Source organism: Mycobacterium aquaticum (genome assembly GCF_002086485.1).
GTDB classification, from domain to species: domain Bacteria; phylum Actinomycetota; class Actinomycetes; order Mycobacteriales; family Mycobacteriaceae; genus Mycobacterium; species Mycobacterium aquaticum.
Genome location: NZ_MVHF01000009.1, coordinates 155907 through 172819 on the forward strand (window position 1 = coordinate 155907; position 16913 = coordinate 172819).

Sequence of the window (16913 nt, forward strand, 5' to 3'; positions counted from 1 at the left end):
AAAGGGATCGAGGGGAAATAATGTCGGAGGATTTGCGCGTCGCTACCGAACACTTACGCGAACTGTCCATCAGGCAAGGTCACGCCGCAGGCGAACTGGCCACGGCAACGAAGGCCGTGACTGGCGTCGACAGGTCGCTGCGCTGGACACATGGGCCGATTTCATGGTCTACGGCCGGTGCGGTCGAGGCCGCCCAGAACGCTCGTCGTACCGCGGGCCTGTACATGGCGACGCTGTCGGAGGGCCTGAGTGAAAAGCTCACCGCCGCCGCGCGGCGTTACGACCACACCGATGAAGGCGGGGCCACGGCCCTGCAAACGCGCACCGACAGTTTCGGACAGTTGGCGGAGCAAACCCGATGACGTCCGTGCAAGGGGCTGATCCCGGCGCGCCTCATTACGACGATGTCGTCGGCGTCGAGGTGACCATCGACGGCATGCTGGTGATCGCCGACAAGTTGGGGCTGACGGATTTCCCGCCTTCGCTCGGTATCCGGCTCAACATCCCGCAGGTGGACCTGCGCCAAATCGTCTGGGAGCAGGTCGAGCGGGACCTGACTGCGCAGGGCGTACTGGATGTTTTCGGTAACCCCCACCCGGAAGTCGCTGCCATGGTCGACACTCTCAGCAGAGCGGATCGCACCCTGGAAGGGCGCTGGTGGCGCCGCAACCTCGGTGGGAAGATGATCCGGTTCGTGGTGTGTCGTAAGGGGGCCCGACATGTCGTATGCGCGCGTGACAACGAGATGCTGGTGTTGCAGCGGGTGGCACCGCAGGTCGGGATGGCCGGCATGGTGATGGCGGTGCTCGGCACCGGCAATCCTGCCAACGTCGAACCGCTCACCGGTGTCGCCGACCAGCTCGCCCAATGCCGCACCGCCGACGATCTGATCGGTTACGGCATCCCGCCCAACTCGGCGCGGGCTTACGCGAGCATCATCTCCGAGCCCGAGAGCTGGGTCGAGATCGTCGGCAGTGAACGCCTGCCCGGCGGCACGACTGCCCAATCAGACGTCGCCGCAGGCGTTTTGGACTCTGCCCCGGGGCGGATCGTCTCGATCCCGCGCAAGGTCAACGGCGAACTGTACGGCAGCTTCCTGTCCGGTACGCAGGACAACCTGCAGCGTGCCCTCGACGGGCTGATGGAGTTCCTGCCCTCTGGCGGCTGGTTCGACAAGACCGATTCGGACAGTTCCTATCTTCACTGAGAAAGGCCGCCACGGTGGGTGAGTCTCCGCCATACGACCGGGACTACGAAGACGACGATCAGGACATCCTTTCGGCGATCGATTTTGCGTACCCGGACCAGCAAGCCGACGACGATTCGGACCTCGACGTGCACATCGGCGCCCCGGCGGCGTCCGACGACGCCGAGCCCGCGTTCTCCGCTCTCGATGTCGACGACGTCGAGAGCGACGAACCCGACGTGCCGATCTTCAGCGTCACCAACCCGCCGGGGACCGTGACGGTCACCGCGTACATGGATGGCCGCGTGCAGCAGATCGACCTCTCGCCCAAGGCGGTCAACATGACCGAATCCGATCTCATCGACGAGATTCTCGTGATCGCCGAACTGGCGACGCAGGACGCCCGCTCGGCCCAGTACTCGTTCATGCTCCAAGGGATGCGAGAACAGGGGCACGACGATTTCGCGACCCGCGACTTCCTGACGCGCGATCTCAACCTGCCGACGCCCGAACAGTCCGATGCGGCCCGGGCCCAGATCTTCGCAACCCGCTACGGAGGAGAAAATGGCTGACCATCTCGCAGGCATGTTCGGGAGCGCCGTGGGCATGCTGGCCAGTTCCCCGGCCCGGGCCCTCGAGGTGTTCACCGAAATCACCAACTACGACGAATCGGCGTGCGACGCCTGGGTCGGGCGCATCCGGTGTGGTGACATCGACCGGGTGACGCTGTTCCGGGCGTGGTACTCCCGATCGAATTTCGGACAGCTCGCAGGCGCCGCCGAGATCTCGATGAACAGCCTGGGTGCGCGGATTCCGATCGGCGGCATGTTCAGCAGGGACATCAGCTACCCGATCAACTCACCGTTGGCCATCACCATGGGCTTCGCAGTGCAGGAGGCCGCCCAGGGCAACTACGCCGACGCCATGGAGGCGCTCGAGAGCGCCCCGGCCGCGGGCTCGGAGCACCTCGTCGCGTGGGTCAAGGCAGTCATCTACGGCGCCGCGCAGCGCTGGACCGATGTCATCGACGAGGTCCGCGGGGCCAGCGCGTGGCCGGACAAGTTCCTTGCCGCCGCGGCGGGCGTCGCGCACGGTGTCGCGGCCGCCAACCTCGGGTTGTTCACCGAGGCCGACCGCAGGCTCACCGAGGCGCACGACACCCCCGTCGGCGACGCGTGCGGCCCCGCCATCGCCTGGTACTTGGCGATGGCCCGCCGCAACGAGGGCAACGAGGAATCGGCCCGAGTTCTTCTGGAGTGGCTGCAGGCCAACTTCCCGGAGCCGAAAGTCACTGCTGCCCTCAATGATCCGACCTACCGGCTGAAAACCACCACCGCAGAGGCGATTTCGTCACGCAAGGATCCATGGGACCCGAACAGCGTCGTGGCCGACACCTCCGGCCGGGAGAAACTGCTCGCCGAGGCGCAGGCCGAACTCGACCGGCAGATCGGGCTGAGCCGGGTCAAGGAACAGATCGAGGCCTATCGCGCCGCCACCCAGATGGCCCGGATCCGCGCGGCGCGGGGGATGAAGGTCGCCCAGGCCTCCAAGCACATGATCTTCGCCGGCCCTCCGGGCACCGGCAAGACGACCATCGCGCGCGTGGTGGCCAACATCCTGGCGGGCCTCGGGGTGATCTCCGAGCCGAAGCTGATCGAAACATCGCGCAAGGATTTCGTCGCCGAGTACGAGGGGCAGTCGGCGGTCAAGACAGCCAAGACCATCGACCGGGCGCTCGGCGGGGTGCTGTTCATTGACGAGGCGTACACGCTGGTGCAGGAGCGCGACGGACGCGCCGACCCGTTCGGTACCGAAGCACTGGACACGCTGCTGGCCCGCATGGAAAACGACCGCGATCGGCTGGTTGTCATCATCGCCGGCTACAGCAACGACATCGATCGGCTGCTGGAGGCCAACGACGGTCTGCGCTCGCGTTTCGCGACCCGCATCGAATTCGACTCGTACGCACCTGAAGACATCGTCGAGATCTCGAAAGTCATTGCCAAAGCCAATGATTCACAGCTCGACGACACCGCCGCCAAGCGGGTGTACGAGGCCGCCTCGCTGCTCAGCCAGCGTCGGCTCAACGGTAAACCGGCCTTGGACATCGCGGGCAACGGGCGGTATGCGCGTCAGCTGGTCGAGGCGGGCGAGCAGAACCGCGACATGCGCCTGGCCCGCACGCTGGACCTCGACAGCCTGGGCGTAGAGCAGCTCAGCGAGATCAACGGCGAGGACATGGCATCGGCGATCGCGTCGGTGCACAGCCGACTGAACATCGGCGAATAGGCGAGAACGGGCGATGGCAGGGTTCCGACTCACCACAAAGATCCAGGTCAGCGGCTGGCGGTTCTTGCTGCGCCGGGTCGAGCACGCGATCGTGCGCCGGGATACCCGGATGTTCGACGACCCGCTGCAGTTCTACAGCCGCGCGGTGTCGACGGGCATCGTCATCGCCGTGATGGTCTGCCTCGGCGCGGTCGCACTGGCCTATTTCAAGCCGCTCGGCAAGCGCGGGAGCGACACCCTGGTGGTGGACCGCACCACCAACCAGCTCTATGTGATGCTGCCCGGCTCGGATCTGCTGCGGCCCGTGTACAACCTCACCTCGGCGCGGCTGGCGCTGGGGCACGGCGACGCGCCCACGGTGGTCAAGTCCGAAGAATTGAACCGCATGCCGAAGGGCCAGCCGATCGGCATCCCGGGTGCGCCGTACGCGACCCCGACGGGAGTTCCGGCGTCCACCTGGTCGTTGTGCGACACCGTGACCAAGCCGGACAGCGCTGCGCCGGAAGTGGAAACGTCGGTCCTCATCCGGTCGCTGGTGACCGACATGTCCGTCGGGCCACTGGGCCCCAGCCAGGGCATGCTTGTGACCTTCAAGGGCGGCAACTGGCTGGTCAACGATGTCGGAAGGCACGCAATCGATCTGGCCGACCGCGCGGTGACCTCCGCGGTCGGCATCCCGGTCACCGCCAAGGCCACGCCGATCTCCGAGGGCCTGTTCAACGCACTGCCCAACATGGGGCCGTGGCAGCTGCCGCAGATCGTCGCCGCGGGCGCACCGAATACCGTTGGGCTGCCGGAGAATCTGGTGATCGGTTCGGTGTTTCAGACCGCTACGGAATCCGGCAACCAGCAGTACGTCGTGCTGACCGACGGGGTCGCGCGGGTCAACGAGACGACCGCCGCGGCGCTGCGTGCCACCAACTCCTACGGTTTGATCACCCCGCCGACGGTCGAGTCCAGCGTCGTCGCGAAAATCCCTGAGCAGGTGTATGTTTCGCCGCTGCCGGCCAAGCCGATGACCATCCTGCTACGGCCGGAAGACCCGGTGCTGTGCTGGGCCTGGCAGCGCGAACCGGGTGATCAGTCCGCCAAGACCATGGTGATCGCGGGGCGGCACCTGCCCATCTCGTCCGCGGCCATGGGCACCGGTGTCAAGCAGATCGAAGGCGACGCCACGGTGTACATCGACGGCGGGCAGTTCGTTCGCCTGCAGTCTCCCGATCCGAAAGTCGGTGAGGGCCTGTTCTACATCGATCCGCAGGGCGTTCGGTACGGGGTGGCCAACGCCGATGCCGCCAAGAATCTCGGCCTGGGGGCGCCGGTCAACGCACCGTGGCCGGTGGTGAGCCTGCTCGTCGAGGGGCCGGTGCTGTCGAAGGACGCGGCCCTGTTGGAGCACGACACGCTGCCCTCGGATCCCAAGCCCCGCAAGGTGGAGGACAAGACAGGCTCATGACGACACGGAAATTCACCCCGACCATCAAGCGTGGTCCGCGTCTGACGCCGGGCGAGATCAACGTCGCTCCCCCTGACGATCTCGGCATCGAGATCCCGCCCTCGGGTTTCCAGAAGGCGATGCCGTGGGTGATGGGTGGCTGCATGATCGGCATGATCGCGATCATGGCCTTCACCGGCTTCCGGCAGCTGTCGCCGTACATGCTGATGATGCCGCTGATGATGATCATGGGCGCATTCGGCATGATGGCCGGCGGCGGTTCGGGCGGCAAGAAGGTCCCCGAGGTCAACGCCGACCGCAAGGAGTATCTGCGGTACCTGGCCGGGTTGCGTACCCGCGTGACATCGTCGGCGTCGGCTCAGGTGGCGTTCTTCAGCTACCACGCCCCGCATCCCGAAGACCTGTTGTCGATCATCGGCACCAGCAGGCAGTGGTCGCGGCAGACCAACGGCAACCCCGACTTCTTCACCGCCGCCCGGGTGGGCATCGGTGCCGAGGTCGCGGTCGACCGGTTGCTCAAGCCGAACACCAGCGGGGAGTTGGCGGGCGGGCAGGCCGCTCCGGCGCCGCATCTGGAACCCGTCAGCCACATGTGGGTGACCAAGTTCCTGCGCACCCACGGCCTGGTCCACGATTGCCCCAAACTCGTTCAGCTGCGCGCTTTTCCGACCATCGCCGTCGGTGGTGACGAGGCAGGCGCGGCCGAGCTGCTGACCGCCATGATCTGCCACCTGGCGGTGTTTCATCCGCCGGACCTGCTGCAGATCCGCGTGCTCACCGACGATCCCGAGGACCCCAAGTGGTCCTGGGTCAAGTGGTTGCCGCATGTGCAGCACCAGACCGACACCGACGCCGCCGGTTCGACCCGGATGGTGTTCACCCGGCCGGACGGGCTGGCCGATCTGACGGCGCGTGGACCGCACACCCCAGACGCGGCACCGGGCGGGCCGTACGTCATCGTCGTCGACCTGACCGGTGGCAAGGCCGGGTTCCCGGTCGACGGGCGGGCCGGTGTCACCGTGCTCACCCTCGGCAACCACCGCGGCTCGGCGTACCGGCTGCGGGTTTCGCCGGACGGCATGACCGAGGACAAGATGCCCAATCAGATCTACCGCGAGGTGGTGCGCAGCACCGACCGGATGACGCCCACGCAGGCCAACCGGATCGCCCGGAAGCTGGCGGGCTGGTCGATCACCGGAACGATCATCGACAAGAACGTCCGGGTGCAGAAAAAGGTCTCCAACGAATGGCACCACCTGGTGGGTGCCCAGTCGGTGGAAGAGGTCACCCCGGCCCGCTGGCGGATGTTCAGCGACACCGACCGAGACCGGCTCAAGATCCCGTTCGGCCATGAATTGAAGTCCGGCGAGATCATGAGCCTCGACATCAAGGAAGGCGCCGAGTTCGGCGCAGGCCCGCACGGCATGCTGATCGGGACCACCGGCTCGGGTAAGTCGGAGTTCCTGCGCACGCTGATCCTGTCGTTGGTGGCCACCCACCATCCGGACCAGGTGAACCTCCTGCTGACAGATTTCAAGGGTGGTTCGACCTTCCTCGGCATGGAGAAGCTGCCGCACACCGCGGCGGTCGTCACCAACATGGAAGAGGAAGCCGAGCTGGTCAGCCGGATGGGCGAGGTGCTCACCGGCGAGCTCGACCGGCGCCAGTCGATCCTGCGGCAGGCCGGTATCCAGGTGGGTGCGGCCGGTGCGCTGTCCGGTGTCGCCGAGTACGAGAAGCACCGCGAGCGCGGCGCCGACCTGGCGCCGTTGCCGACGCTGTTCGTGGTGGTCGACGAGTTCGCCGAGCTGCTGCAGAACCACCCCGACTTCATCGCACTGTTCGACCGGATCTGCCGCGTCGGCCGGTCGTTGCGCGTGCACTTGCTGCTGGCCACCCAGTCGCTGAATACCGGCGGTGTCCGGATCGACAAGCTCGAACCGAACCTGACTTATCGAATTGCGTTGCGTACCACCAGCTCTGCGGAGTCAAAGGCGGTGATCGGTACTCCCGAGGCGCAGTTCATCACCAATAAGGAAAGCGGTGTGGGCTTCCTGCGGGTCGGCATGGAGGACCCGGTGAAGTTCCGCAGCCTCTACACCGGTGCGAACTACGTGCCCGCGGACAAGGCCGGTGGCGACGGCGATGACAAGCCGCGTGCCAAGCGGCAGACCGCGATTCGGATCCGTCAGTTCACGACGGCACCGATCCTGGATGCGGCGGGAGCGACGCGATGAACCGCATCGACGACATGGGGGTGGACTGCGGATGAGCACAGAGGCCGAACCCAAGGTGCTGCGCGAGGTCGTCCTTGCGCAGTTGGCCACCGGCGAATCACGCGCCTACAAGATGTGGCTGCCGCCGCTCGCCGATCCGACGCCGGTCAACGAGCTGATCGAACGCGACTATCAGCGCCAGCCACTGCGTTTCGCGCTGGGCATCATGGACGAGCCGCGGCGTCATCGTCAGGAGGTGTGGGGCGTCGACGTCTCGGCGGCGGGCGGCAACATCGCGATCGGTGGTGCGCCGCAGACCGGTAAGTCGACCTTTCTGCAGACGCTGATGCTCTCGGCCGGCGCTACTCATTCGCCGCGGCAGGTGCAGTTCTACTGCATCGACCTCGGCGGTGGCGGTCTGATGTATCTCGAAGACCTGCCGCACGTGGGTGGTGTGGCCACCCGTGCCGAACCGGACCGGGTCAATCGCGTCGTCGCCGAGGTCAAGGCGGTGCTGCGAGCGCGCGAGCAGATGTTCAAGCAGTACCGCGTCGGCTCGATCGCGGCATACCGCGAGATGCGGCAGGACCCCGAGCACGCGGCATACCAGGACCCGTTCGGCGACGTGTTCCTGGTCATCGACGGGTGGCCGGCCTTCGTCGCCGAATTCCCCGATCTGGAGCCCGTGGTCCAGGATCTCGCAGGCCAGGGGCTGGCGTTCGGTGTGCACGTCATCATCTCGACGCCGCGGTGGACCGAACTGAAATCCCGTGTGCGCGACTACCTCGGCACCAAGATCGAGTTCCGCCTCGGTGACGTGAACGAGACGCAGATCGACCGGATCACCCGGGAGATCCCGGCCAACCGGCCGGGTCGGGCGGTGTCGGTGGAGAAGCACCACCTGATGATGGGGGTGCCGAGGCTCGACGGTGTGCACAGTGCCGACGGGATCGTCGCGGCGATCTCGGCGGCCGTGCAGCACGTGTCCGAGCTCTACACCGAGCAGGCGCCCCAGGTGCGGGTGCTGCCCGAGCGGATCTACCTGCATCAGCTCGATCCGAACCCGCCCGGCCCGGATTCGGATTACCGGACCCGTTGGACCGTGCCGGTCGGCGTGCGGGAATCGGATCTCACGGTCGCCTACAACCAGATGAACGTGACGCCGCATCTGCTGATCTTCGGCGCGCCCAAGTCGGGCAAGACGACCATCGCCCAGGCGGTTTCACGGGCGATCTGTGCCCGCAACAGCCCGCAGCAGGTGCGGTTCATGCTGGCCGACTACCGCTCCGGCCTGCTCGACGCGGTGCCGCAGAGTCATCTGCTGGCGGCAGGCGCCATCAACCGCAACAACGCGTCGCTGGAGGAGTCCATCAAGGCGCTGGCAACCAACCTGCAGAAGCGCCTGCCTCCGCCGGATCTGACGACGGCGCAGCTGCGGGCGCGGTCGTGGTGGAGCGGTCCGGACATCGTGTTGCTGGTCGACGACTGGCACATGATCGTCGCCGCCTCCGGCATGATGTCGCCGATGATGCCGTTGTCGCCGCTGCTGCCTGCGGCCGCCGACATCGGCCTGCACCTCGTGGTGACGTGTCAGATGAGCCAGGCGCACAAGGCCACCATGGACAAGTTCGTGGGTGCCGCGTACGGCGCGGGTTCGCCGACGTTGTTCCTCTCGGGGGAGAAGAACGACTTCCCGTCGCGGGAGATCACGGTCAAGAAAAGGCCCCCTGGCCAGGCGTTCATGGTGTCGCCGGATGCCAAGGAAGTCATTCAGGCGGCCTACATCGATCCACCCGAAGAAGAAGTGTTCGCACCACCCCTACAGGGCGGTTAGTATTTATTCAACGCACTCAGCAACGCTGGCGGCAGCCCGTCAGCAAAGGGATCGGGGGACAGATTCCTTAGCGGACTGGCAAATTGCAGCCGGGCTGTTCGTGGGTGCACGTCCTTACTATTCGTCTCGAATAAAGGAGAACAGCAAATGCAACCGATGATGCACAATCCGGGCGCCGAAGCCATTGCCGCGCAGGTCATCGCAAATGCCGCACGTGGTCTCGCCGGTGGCACCACCGCCGCCTCCGCTGTGACCGCGCTGGTGCCTGCCGGCGCTGACGAGGTGTCCGCCCTGGCCGCGATGTCTTTCGCGAGCGAGGGTGTCGAGGCTCTGACGCAGAACACATTCGCCCAGGAAGAGCTGACTCGGGCTGGTGCGGCGTACACGGAGGCCTCGGGCATCTACAACGCGGTTGACTCTGCGCAGGCCAGCACGCTCTAACTCTCGGTCAGCATTCGTCTCCAACAGATAGGTTCAGCCAGCAATGGTCCTGGTACCGCCTGCGCCGCCGACGTGGCACGGCATGCCACCTGAGGTGAACACGGGCCGGCTGATGGTCGGTGCCGGCCCGGCGCCGATGCTTCAGGCCGCGGCCGGGTGGGAAGCCATGGCCGTGCTGCTGGAGACCCAAGCTGACGAATTGGCGGCGGCGCTGGCTAACCTCACCTCGGTTTGGAGTGGGGCCGCCAGCGAACGCGCGGTCGCCGCGACCATGCCGATGGTGATGTGGTTGCGCACCACGGCGCTGCAAGCGCAGAAGCGGGCATTGCAGGCCTCGGCGCAGGCCAGTGCATATTCGGTGGCGCTGGCCACGACTCCGCCTATTCCGGAGATCGAGGAAAACCACATCACCAATGCGGTTCTCAATGCGACGAACTTTTTCGGGGTCAATACCGGAGCCATCGCCGCCAACGAGACGGACTACGTCGTCCGGATGTGGAACCAGGCGGCAGGCGCCATGGATGCCTACCAGGCCGAGACGGCCGTGAACCTGCTGTTCGAGCCGATCACGCCGATGACGCCCATCGTCATGCCCGGAGTGGGTGAGACGACCGCCGCCGCCGCGTTGGCGTCGACGGCCCCTCGGGCCGCCGAGGGTGCCCTCCGAAATTTGGTGATCGAACAGGCCGGCGCGACTGCGATGATTGAGTCGGTCGGTTTGATCACCGGCCGCACGGCAGCACAAATCAATCAGGGTGAGCAACGCGCGGTGGGCGCCGCGCAGAATGCACAGAATTCGGGTCAGCAGACTCAGCAGAGTCAGCAACCGGCGCAGCAGGGCCTTCAGCAAGGGATGCAGATGGCCATGCAGATGGGATCGCAGGCCGCTCAGATCCCGCAGCAGTTCGCGCAGATGATCCAGAGTCCGATGCAGACCTTGACCCAGCCGCTGCAACAGGTGACCCAGATGGTCAGCCAGTTCAGCAGCATGGGCGGCGGGCAGGACAAGGGCATTCAGATGGGGCTGCTGAACGCGATGCCGTTCTCGAACCATCCGTTGGCCGGCGGCTCGGGCCCGAGTTCCGGGGCGGGGCTGGTCCGGGCGGCATCGCTGCCCGGCCTCGGCGGTACCGGACCGCGTACCTCGCTGCTGTCCGGTCTGCTGGGCACGACCGAGGATGTCAAGATCCCGGCCGCGACAGGTGCCTCGTCGAACGCGACGGGCGGCCTGGCTCCGGTCGGAGGAGGCGGTGCCGGTCCCATGACCGGTGCGGCCAAGGAGAAGAAGGAAGGCGAGTCGACGAAGCAGGGCCTTACCGCTGCGACGCCGCTGACCTACGACCAGTCGGAAGACGAAGACGACGACTGGTAAGTGGTTGCACCACAAGACTTCCCGGCCACGGGGTCGGAAGACTCGCCATACCCATGGTGAGGACAAAAGGAAAATAAGGGGTATCCAACATGGCAATGAATACAGACGTTGCCGTCCTCGCCAAGGAGGCCGGCAATTTCGAGCGCATCTCCGGTGAGCTGCAGAGCGTCATCGCGCAGGTCGAGTCCACCGGAAGCACGCTGGCCAGCCAGATGGTCGGCCAGGCCGGCACCGCAGCCCAGGCTGCTCTCGCACGGTTCCACGAGGCCGCTGCCAAGCAGGTCCAGGAACTGAACGACATCTCGCAGAACATCCACCAGTCGGGCACCCAGTACAGCTCGACCGACGACGACCAGGCCTCCTCGCTGTCCTCGGCGATGAACATCTGACCTAGAGACAACAGAGAAACGGAGAATCAGACATGACGGAACAGGTTTGGAATTTCGCCGGGATCGAAGGCGGAGTCGGCGAGATCCAGGGCGCTGTGAGCACCACCCACGGTCTGCTCGACGAGGGCAAGGGCTCGCTGGCCGCGCTCGCCTCGGTGTGGGGCGGCTCGGGTTCGGAGGCCTACCAGGCCGTTCAGACCCGTTGGGACAACACCTCCAACGAGCTGAACACCGCACTGCAGAACCTCGCGCACACCATCAGCGAGGCCAGCTCGACCATGGCGCAGACCGAGGCCGGCGTCACTGGCATGTTCGCCTAGCACGACCATATGCACGCTTGTGGGCGGGTAGGCTAGCCGACTAGGCCAAGCCTCACCCGCCCACTGCGTGCGCCTGGGTGTAAAACACCTGAATATCTTTGTTTTCACTATTCTGAGGGGACCCCATGTCGGCCGACTATGACCGGCTCTTTCACTCGTCAGATCCGGGCAAACCGGTCGACGATGCCACGATCACCGTGGACCGAGATGCCATTCTGAAGGCCACGGCGACACCGCCGCCGATGCCGACTGGGGATACCGGATCGGGCGATGCACCGTCGACCCCCATGCCGGTGACGCCGCCGCGGACCCAGGCGCAGTCGGCTCCGCCGCAGCGGCATGCCGAAGCGCCGCCACCCATGCCCCAGATGCCGCCGCCCCCGGCTGCGCCGCAGTGGCCGCAGAACTCGATGTTGCGTGCTCCGCAGCAGCAGATGCCCATGGGAGCCCGCCACGAGCAGCCGCGCACACTGCCCGGCCCGCCCGCCCGTGTAGCACCCGGCCCGGCGCCATCACAGTTCCCCGAATTCGACCCCGAGATCAGCGGCGCATGGCGTGCCGGACAAGCGATTCCGGTTCCGGCCCAACCGGCGCAGACGTCGGCGGCGACCATGGGCAATCACCGCGCCATCGACGCGTTGTCGCACGTCGGTGTGAAGACCGGCGTGAAGATGCCGTCGCAGCGCGGTTGGCGGCACTGGCTCTATCTCATGACGCGCATCAATCTCGGACTGTCGCCCGACGAGGTGTATGAGCTGGATCTGCACACCCGGATCCGGCGTAATGCGCGTGATTCCTACCAGATCGGCATCTTCGGCCTCAAGGGCGGCGTCGGCAAGACCGCTGTGACCGTTGCGCTCGGGTCCGCGATGGCGAAGATCCGCGGTGACCGCATTCTGGCCATCGACGCCGACCCCGACGGCGGCAACCTTGCCGATCGGGCCGGCCGGCAGTCCGCGGCCACCGTCTCCGACCTGCTGTCCGATCAAGAGTTGTCGCGCTACAACGACATTCGCGCCTACACCAGCATGAATTCCTCCAATCTGGAGGTGCTGTCCTCCGAGGAGTACAGCGGCGCCACCCGCGAGTTCAACGATGAGGACTGGAAGGGTGCGACCTCGATCGTGTCGCGCTACTACAACCTGGTGCTCGCGGACTGCGGCGCCGGCCTGTTCCAGAAGTCGTCGCGCGGCGTGCTTTCCACGGTGTCGGGCATGGTGATCGTCGCGAGCGCCTCCATCGACGGCGCCCGGCAGGCTGCCATCACCATGGACTGGTTGCGCCAGAACGGCTATCAAGACCTGCTGGGCCGCTCCTGCGTGGTGATCAACCACGTCACCCCGGGCAAGCCGAACGTCGACGTCGATGACCTGGTGCAGCAGTTCGAGCGGCACGTGCCGCCCGGCCGAGTGATCGTGCTGCCGTGGGACAAGCACATCGCCCAGGGCACCGAGATTCAGCTGGACCTACTCGGCGACACCTTCCAGCGCCGGATCACCGAGTTGGCCGCAGCCCTGTCCGATGACTTCGACAGGCTCGAACGCCGTTGACCGCCACCGCCGCCGCCTCAGACACCTCAAGTGTGACGCCGGGCCGTCCGGCGACAACGCGGGTCACCGTCCTCACCGGTAAGCGATTGACCGATCTGGTGCTGCCCGCAGCGGCGCCGATCGAGACCTACATCGACGAAACCGTCAGTGTTCTGGCCGATCTGCTCGAGGACACTCCGAAGGACGTGCTGGCCGGGTTCGATTTCACCGCACAGGGTTCTTGGGCGTTCGCACGCCCCGGGGCGCCGCCGCTGAAAGCCGATGAATCGCTGGATGATTCGGGTGTGGTCGACGGATCCCTGTTGACCTTGGTGTCGGTCAGCCGCACCGAGCGCTACCGGCCGTTGGTCGAGGACGTGATCGACGCGATCGCCGTGCTCGACGAGTCGCCGGTGTTCACCCGGGAGTCGTTGCACCGCTTCATCGGGATCGCGATCCCTGTGGTCGCGCTGGCCATCACGGTGATGTCCGTCGTGGCCTGGAGCCAGACCAACCACGGTTGGTGGTGGCCCCTGGCGCTGGCGATCTTCGGCCTGGGGTTGCTCGGCGGAAGTGTGTTCGCGCAGAGCAACTATGACAACATCAACCTCGCCGAGAGCCTGCTGCTCGGTGCGGCGCCTGCCCTGGCCGGGGCCGCGGCATTGGCGGTGCCGCTACCCAACGGTGTCGACGGCTTGGGAGCTCCGCAGATCGCCGGTGCCGGCGTTGTCGTGTTGCTACTGACGTTGGCGACACGTGGCGGGCCGCGAGGCCGGGCCGAGGTCGCGTCGTTCATGGCGGTGCTGGCCGTCGCCATCACCGGTGCCGCCGTTGCCTATGGGTACGGGTCGCACGCGTGGGTGCCCGCCGGCGCCATTGCGTTCGGCCTTGTCGTCGTCACCAACTCGGCGAAACTGACTGTCGCCGTGGCCCGTATCGCCTTGCCGCCCATCCCCGCGCCCGGCGAGGTGGTCTCCAACGATGAGCTGCTCGACCCGGTCGCGGGTCCTGACGCGGCCGAGGAGGAGACCTCGACCTGGCAGGCGATCATCGCTTCGGTGCCGGAATCGGCTGTGCGGCTGCAAGAACGCAGCCTGCTGACCCGCCAGCTGCTGATCGGCTTCCTGTCCGCAGGTGCCCTGGTGTTGTCCGTCGGCGCCATCGCCGTCGTGGTGCAGGGGCATTTCTTCATCCACAGCCTCATCGTGGCCGGCCTGGTCTCGGTGGTCTGTGGCTTCCGCTCCCGGCTGTACGCCGAAAGATGGTGCTCCTGGGCGCTTCTGGCGGCCGCCGTGATCGTCCCGACGGGCGTGATGGTTCGGCTGTGCCTGTGGTACCCCGACAGTGCGTGGCTGGTGCTGGCGATCTACACCATCGTGGGTGTCGTCGCCCTGATCACCGTCGGTGCCACCGATGGTGTGCGTAGGGTTTCTCCGGTTACCAAGCGCATTCTCGAATTGACCGACGGCGCCGCGATCGCCGCAGTGATCCCGCTGCTGCTGTGGATCGCCGGGGTGTACGACCTGCTGCGAAATCTTCGTCTGCACTAGGGCTTGTCACCGATCCTGGGCGGGGCAGTGCCCCGCCCAGGATCACCTTTTGTGCACCTGTTGAGAATTCGTGCGTTAGGGGTGGCTGCACCGCTGGGATACTGACAGTCACTGTTGAGTTCCTGGAGGTGGTCCGTGGGGCTACTCGATACCTACATGGAGACCTGGTCACAGGCGCGGGAGACGTTCGGCCAGGGCACGCCCGAGGACGGCTCGCGGTTCGATGGCAGTTCCCGGCTGCAGCAGATGAAGGCCAACGTCGAAGCGGCAGCGCCGGATTCTCGTTGGCAGGGCTCGGCCGCCGGTGCCTATGCCGCCGCCAACAGGGAACATGCCGCGGTCTACGGCAAGCTCGCAGATCTGGACAAGCGGATGGCCGCCGAGGTCAGGAACGCCGCAGCTGTCGTCACCGCAGGTCGGCAGAATCTCGATGTGAGTCGTGACTGGGTCGCCAGCGCCGCATCCTCGGTGCCCAACAACGAGGCGGGCCGGCAAGCGTTGATGAACATCGTCAGCAAGGGCACCGGCGACATCCGCGACATCATCCACAAATCGACCGCCGACATGACCGAGATCGGCAGGCGAATCCAGGGAATCAAGGGCGAATATGAGGCGCTGACCCGCCAGAAATTCGGGCCCGGGGCCGATAAAGACCGTGACGTCCACGAATTCAAGAACGACGGCAAGGACGAGCGGCCGACCAAGACCGACATGTCGTCCGGGGACATCAATCAGATCGACCAGGCGAATCGCCAACTGCTGCAGGAGATGCTCGACGAATACCAGCGTCTCCCAGATGGCCAGGTCAAACGCGACCGACTGGCCGATATCGCGGCAATCCAGGACGCACTGAAGGTTCCCGGTTCGCACCTGGTGTATCTGGAGAAGCCGGCCGATCCGTCGCAGATGATCCCCGCGGCGACCTCCGTGGGCGATCCGTTCACCGCCGACCACGTATCGGTGACGGTTCCCGGGGTGTCCGGGACGACCCGCGGCACCATCGCCGGGATGACCGGTGAGGCAGCCCAATTGCGCAACGAAGCCATCGACATCGCACGGCAGGTCGGGGACAGTCAGAACATCGCCACCGTGGCGTGGGTCGGATATCAACCGCCGCCGAATCTCGGTGACTCCGGCATGCTCAGCGACGACCTGGCTCAGGCTGGGGCACCGAAGCTCACGTCTTTCCTGCACGACATCGACGCGGCGTCGAAGAATCCGGGACACACCACAGCGTTGTTCGGGCACTCCTACGGCTCGCTCACGTCGGGGATCGCGCTCAAGGAGGGTGCGAGCGCCTACGTCGACAACGCGGTGCTGTACGGCTCACCCGGCTTCGAAGCCACCACTCCGGCGCAACTCGGCATGAACGACAACAACTTCTTCGTCATGGCCGCCCCCGATGACCCGATCAACCCGATCGGAGCATTGGCGCCCTTGCACGGGTGGGGGTCGGATCCCAACGACATCATCAACGAGGACGGGCACTTGCGGTTCCGGTTCCAGCACTTGGAAACCTCGGCCGGCGACACCCCGATACCTGGCTACGAATCGAAGACCGGTGCGTCGGGGCATTCTGACTACGGGCGGGACGCCGAACATCGGATGACCGGCTACAACCTCGCCGCGATCCTGCTCAACCGTCCGGACCTCGCAGTAAAGGAGACGCCCCTGTCATGGTGAATTCACGGCGCTCCTGGCGTGGTCTGGCAGCGGGGTCCTTATTGCTTTGTGCCTCAACACTGATGGGTGGATGCCAGGTGACCGAGAATCCGTACGAGTCGAAGACCGTGAAAGGTGACGACGCGATCCAGCTCATCGACAGCCTCCGGCCGAAAGGCTCCTTCGAGGCGGCTCGCCAACGCCTCACCGACACAGCAAGCGTCATCGCCGCACGCATCGTCGCCGCCATTCCCGGGCAGACCTGGAAGTTCGAGGACGATCCGCATGGGCTGGACGCCAAACGGCAAGGGCTGCCGTGCGAGAAGCTCACCGGCGACATTGCCCGTCGCCCGATGGCCGACCCAGTCGTGTTCGGAAGGACCTTCAACACAGAGGAATTCACGACGGCCCACGACATCGTCCGGCAAGAAGCCGCCGCCTATGGCGCGACCGACCAATCGTCTCTCTTCAACGATCAGGCCAAGCGTGACTACGCCGCGACAGGCAACGGTTACGAGTTCAAGATAGGTCAAATCAAGTACGCCACACTCGAAATCACCGGGGACTGCTTCCTGATGCAGAGCGTGGTGAATCTGCCCGCCGGTCAACTGCCGCCCGAACCACCGATCGTCCCCACGCCCTGAGTCGTCTGCACTGCACCTCCGAATT

At 65.8% G+C, this 16913-nt stretch carries 15 protein-coding genes; all 15 read left to right on the forward strand.

Translation table 11 applies throughout. The features are described 5' to 3' along the window. Positions 1-20: 20 nt before the first annotated feature. The 15 genes from BST13_RS12280 to BST13_RS12350 all read left to right on the forward strand — a co-directional run bounded on the left by BST13_RS12280 (position 21) and on the right by BST13_RS12350 (position 16888). Positions 21-362 (forward strand): ESX-1 secretion-associated protein, encoded by a 342-nt coding sequence (locus BST13_RS12280; RefSeq protein ID WP_083164155.1) that lies wholly within the window; start codon positions 21-23, stop codon positions 360-362. Beyond that, positions 359-1207, forward strand: coding sequence for an ESX secretion-associated protein EspG (locus tag BST13_RS12285; RefSeq protein ID WP_083164156.1), 849 nt, complete (start codon positions 359-361; stop codon positions 1205-1207). The genes BST13_RS12280 and BST13_RS12285 overlap by 4 nt, the downstream gene beginning before the upstream one ends. A 14-nt stretch (positions 1208-1221) precedes the next feature. After that, a complete protein-coding gene (locus tag BST13_RS12290) occupies positions 1222-1758 on the forward strand; it encodes a secretion protein EspD (RefSeq protein WP_083164157.1) in 537 nt (178 codons plus the stop codon). Continuing rightward, positions 1751-3475, forward strand: coding sequence for a type VII secretion AAA-ATPase EccA (gene eccA / locus BST13_RS12295; RefSeq protein WP_083164158.1), 1725 nt, complete (start codon positions 1751-1753; stop codon positions 3473-3475). The genes BST13_RS12290 and eccA overlap by 8 nt, the downstream gene beginning before the upstream one ends. 13 nt (positions 3476-3488) lie before the next feature. Next, entirely contained in the window at positions 3489-4931 is a 1443-nt protein-coding gene (gene eccB, locus BST13_RS12300) for a type VII secretion protein EccB (RefSeq protein WP_083164159.1), read from the forward strand. Continuing rightward, positions 4928-7168, forward strand: a complete 2241-nt coding sequence (eccCa, locus tag BST13_RS12305; RefSeq protein WP_083164160.1) for a type VII secretion protein EccCa — start codon at positions 4928-4930, stop codon at positions 7166-7168. Before eccB ends, eccCa begins: the two co-directional genes overlap by 4 nt. 31 nt (positions 7169-7199) lie before the next feature. After that, positions 7200-8981: a type VII secretion protein EccCb gene (eccCb, locus tag BST13_RS12310; protein ID WP_083164161.1), complete on the forward strand. Its 1782-nt coding sequence runs from the start codon at positions 7200-7202 to the stop codon at positions 8979-8981. Positions 8982-9128: 147 nt separating this feature from the next. Further along, positions 9129-9422, forward strand: a complete 294-nt coding sequence (locus BST13_RS12315) for a PE family protein (RefSeq protein ID WP_083164162.1) — start codon at positions 9129-9131, stop codon at positions 9420-9422. An 82-nt stretch (positions 9423-9504) separates the two neighbouring features. Further along, positions 9505-10794: a PPE family protein gene (locus BST13_RS12320; RefSeq protein ID WP_083164242.1), complete on the forward strand. Its 1290-nt coding sequence runs from the start codon at positions 9505-9507 to the stop codon at positions 10792-10794. 89 nt (positions 10795-10883) lie between these two features. Then, positions 10884-11183 carry a WXG100 family type VII secretion target gene (locus tag BST13_RS12325; RefSeq protein WP_029368902.1) on the forward strand — a complete coding sequence of 100 codons (300 nt, stop codon included), beginning with the start codon at positions 10884-10886 and terminating at the stop codon, positions 11181-11183. A 32-nt stretch (positions 11184-11215) separates the two neighbouring features. Further along, positions 11216-11503 (forward strand): WXG100 family type VII secretion target, encoded by a 288-nt coding sequence (locus BST13_RS12330; RefSeq protein WP_029368901.1) that lies wholly within the window; start codon positions 11216-11218, stop codon positions 11501-11503. Positions 11504-11628: 125 nt separating this feature from the next. Beyond that, complete coding sequence (locus BST13_RS12335) at positions 11629-13053, forward strand: MinD/ParA family ATP-binding protein (RefSeq protein WP_083164163.1); 1425 nt, start codon at positions 11629-11631, stop codon at positions 13051-13053. Further along, positions 13050-14582 carry a type VII secretion integral membrane protein EccD gene (gene eccD, locus BST13_RS12340; RefSeq protein ID WP_095533512.1) on the forward strand — a complete coding sequence of 511 codons (1533 nt, stop codon included), beginning with the start codon at positions 13050-13052 and terminating at the stop codon, positions 14580-14582. Before BST13_RS12335 ends, eccD begins: the two co-directional genes overlap by 4 nt. Before the next feature lie 135 nt (positions 14583-14717). Beyond that, positions 14718-16265, forward strand: coding sequence for an alpha/beta hydrolase (locus BST13_RS12345; protein WP_425437012.1), 1548 nt, complete (start codon positions 14718-14720; stop codon positions 16263-16265). Then, positions 16259-16888, forward strand: coding sequence for an LppA family lipoprotein (locus BST13_RS12350; RefSeq protein ID WP_083164165.1), 630 nt, complete (start codon positions 16259-16261; stop codon positions 16886-16888). Before BST13_RS12345 ends, BST13_RS12350 begins: the two co-directional genes overlap by 7 nt. Positions 16889-16913: the final 25 nt, after the last annotated feature.

Coding starts and splice junctions, on each gene's coding strand:
- BST13_RS12320 (WP_083164242.1), top strand. CDS start 9,505: ATGCCACCTGAGGTGAACACGGGCCGGCTGATGGTCGGTGCCGGCCCG.
- eccB (WP_083164159.1), top strand. CDS start 3,489: ATGGCAGGGTTCCGACTCACCACAAAGATCCAGGTCAGCGGCTGGCGG.
- eccCb (WP_083164161.1), top strand. CDS start 7,200: ATGAGCACAGAGGCCGAACCCAAGGTGCTGCGCGAGGTCGTCCTTGCG.
- BST13_RS12325 (WP_029368902.1), top strand. CDS start 10,884: ATGGCAATGAATACAGACGTTGCCGTCCTCGCCAAGGAGGCCGGCAAT.
- BST13_RS12335 (WP_083164163.1), top strand. CDS start 11,629: ATGTCGGCCGACTATGACCGGCTCTTTCACTCGTCAGATCCGGGCAAA.
- eccA (WP_083164158.1), top strand. CDS start 1,751: ATGGCTGACCATCTCGCAGGCATGTTCGGGAGCGCCGTGGGCATGCTG.
- BST13_RS12330 (WP_029368901.1), top strand. CDS start 11,216: ATGACGGAACAGGTTTGGAATTTCGCCGGGATCGAAGGCGGAGTCGGC.
- BST13_RS12280 (WP_083164155.1), top strand. CDS start 21: ATGTCGGAGGATTTGCGCGTCGCTACCGAACACTTACGCGAACTGTCC.
- eccCa (WP_083164160.1), top strand. CDS start 4,928: ATGACGACACGGAAATTCACCCCGACCATCAAGCGTGGTCCGCGTCTG.
- BST13_RS12285 (WP_083164156.1), top strand. CDS start 359: ATGACGTCCGTGCAAGGGGCTGATCCCGGCGCGCCTCATTACGACGAT.
- BST13_RS12350 (WP_083164165.1), top strand. CDS start 16,259: ATGGTGAATTCACGGCGCTCCTGGCGTGGTCTGGCAGCGGGGTCCTTA.
- BST13_RS12315 (WP_083164162.1), top strand. CDS start 9,129: ATGCAACCGATGATGCACAATCCGGGCGCCGAAGCCATTGCCGCGCAG.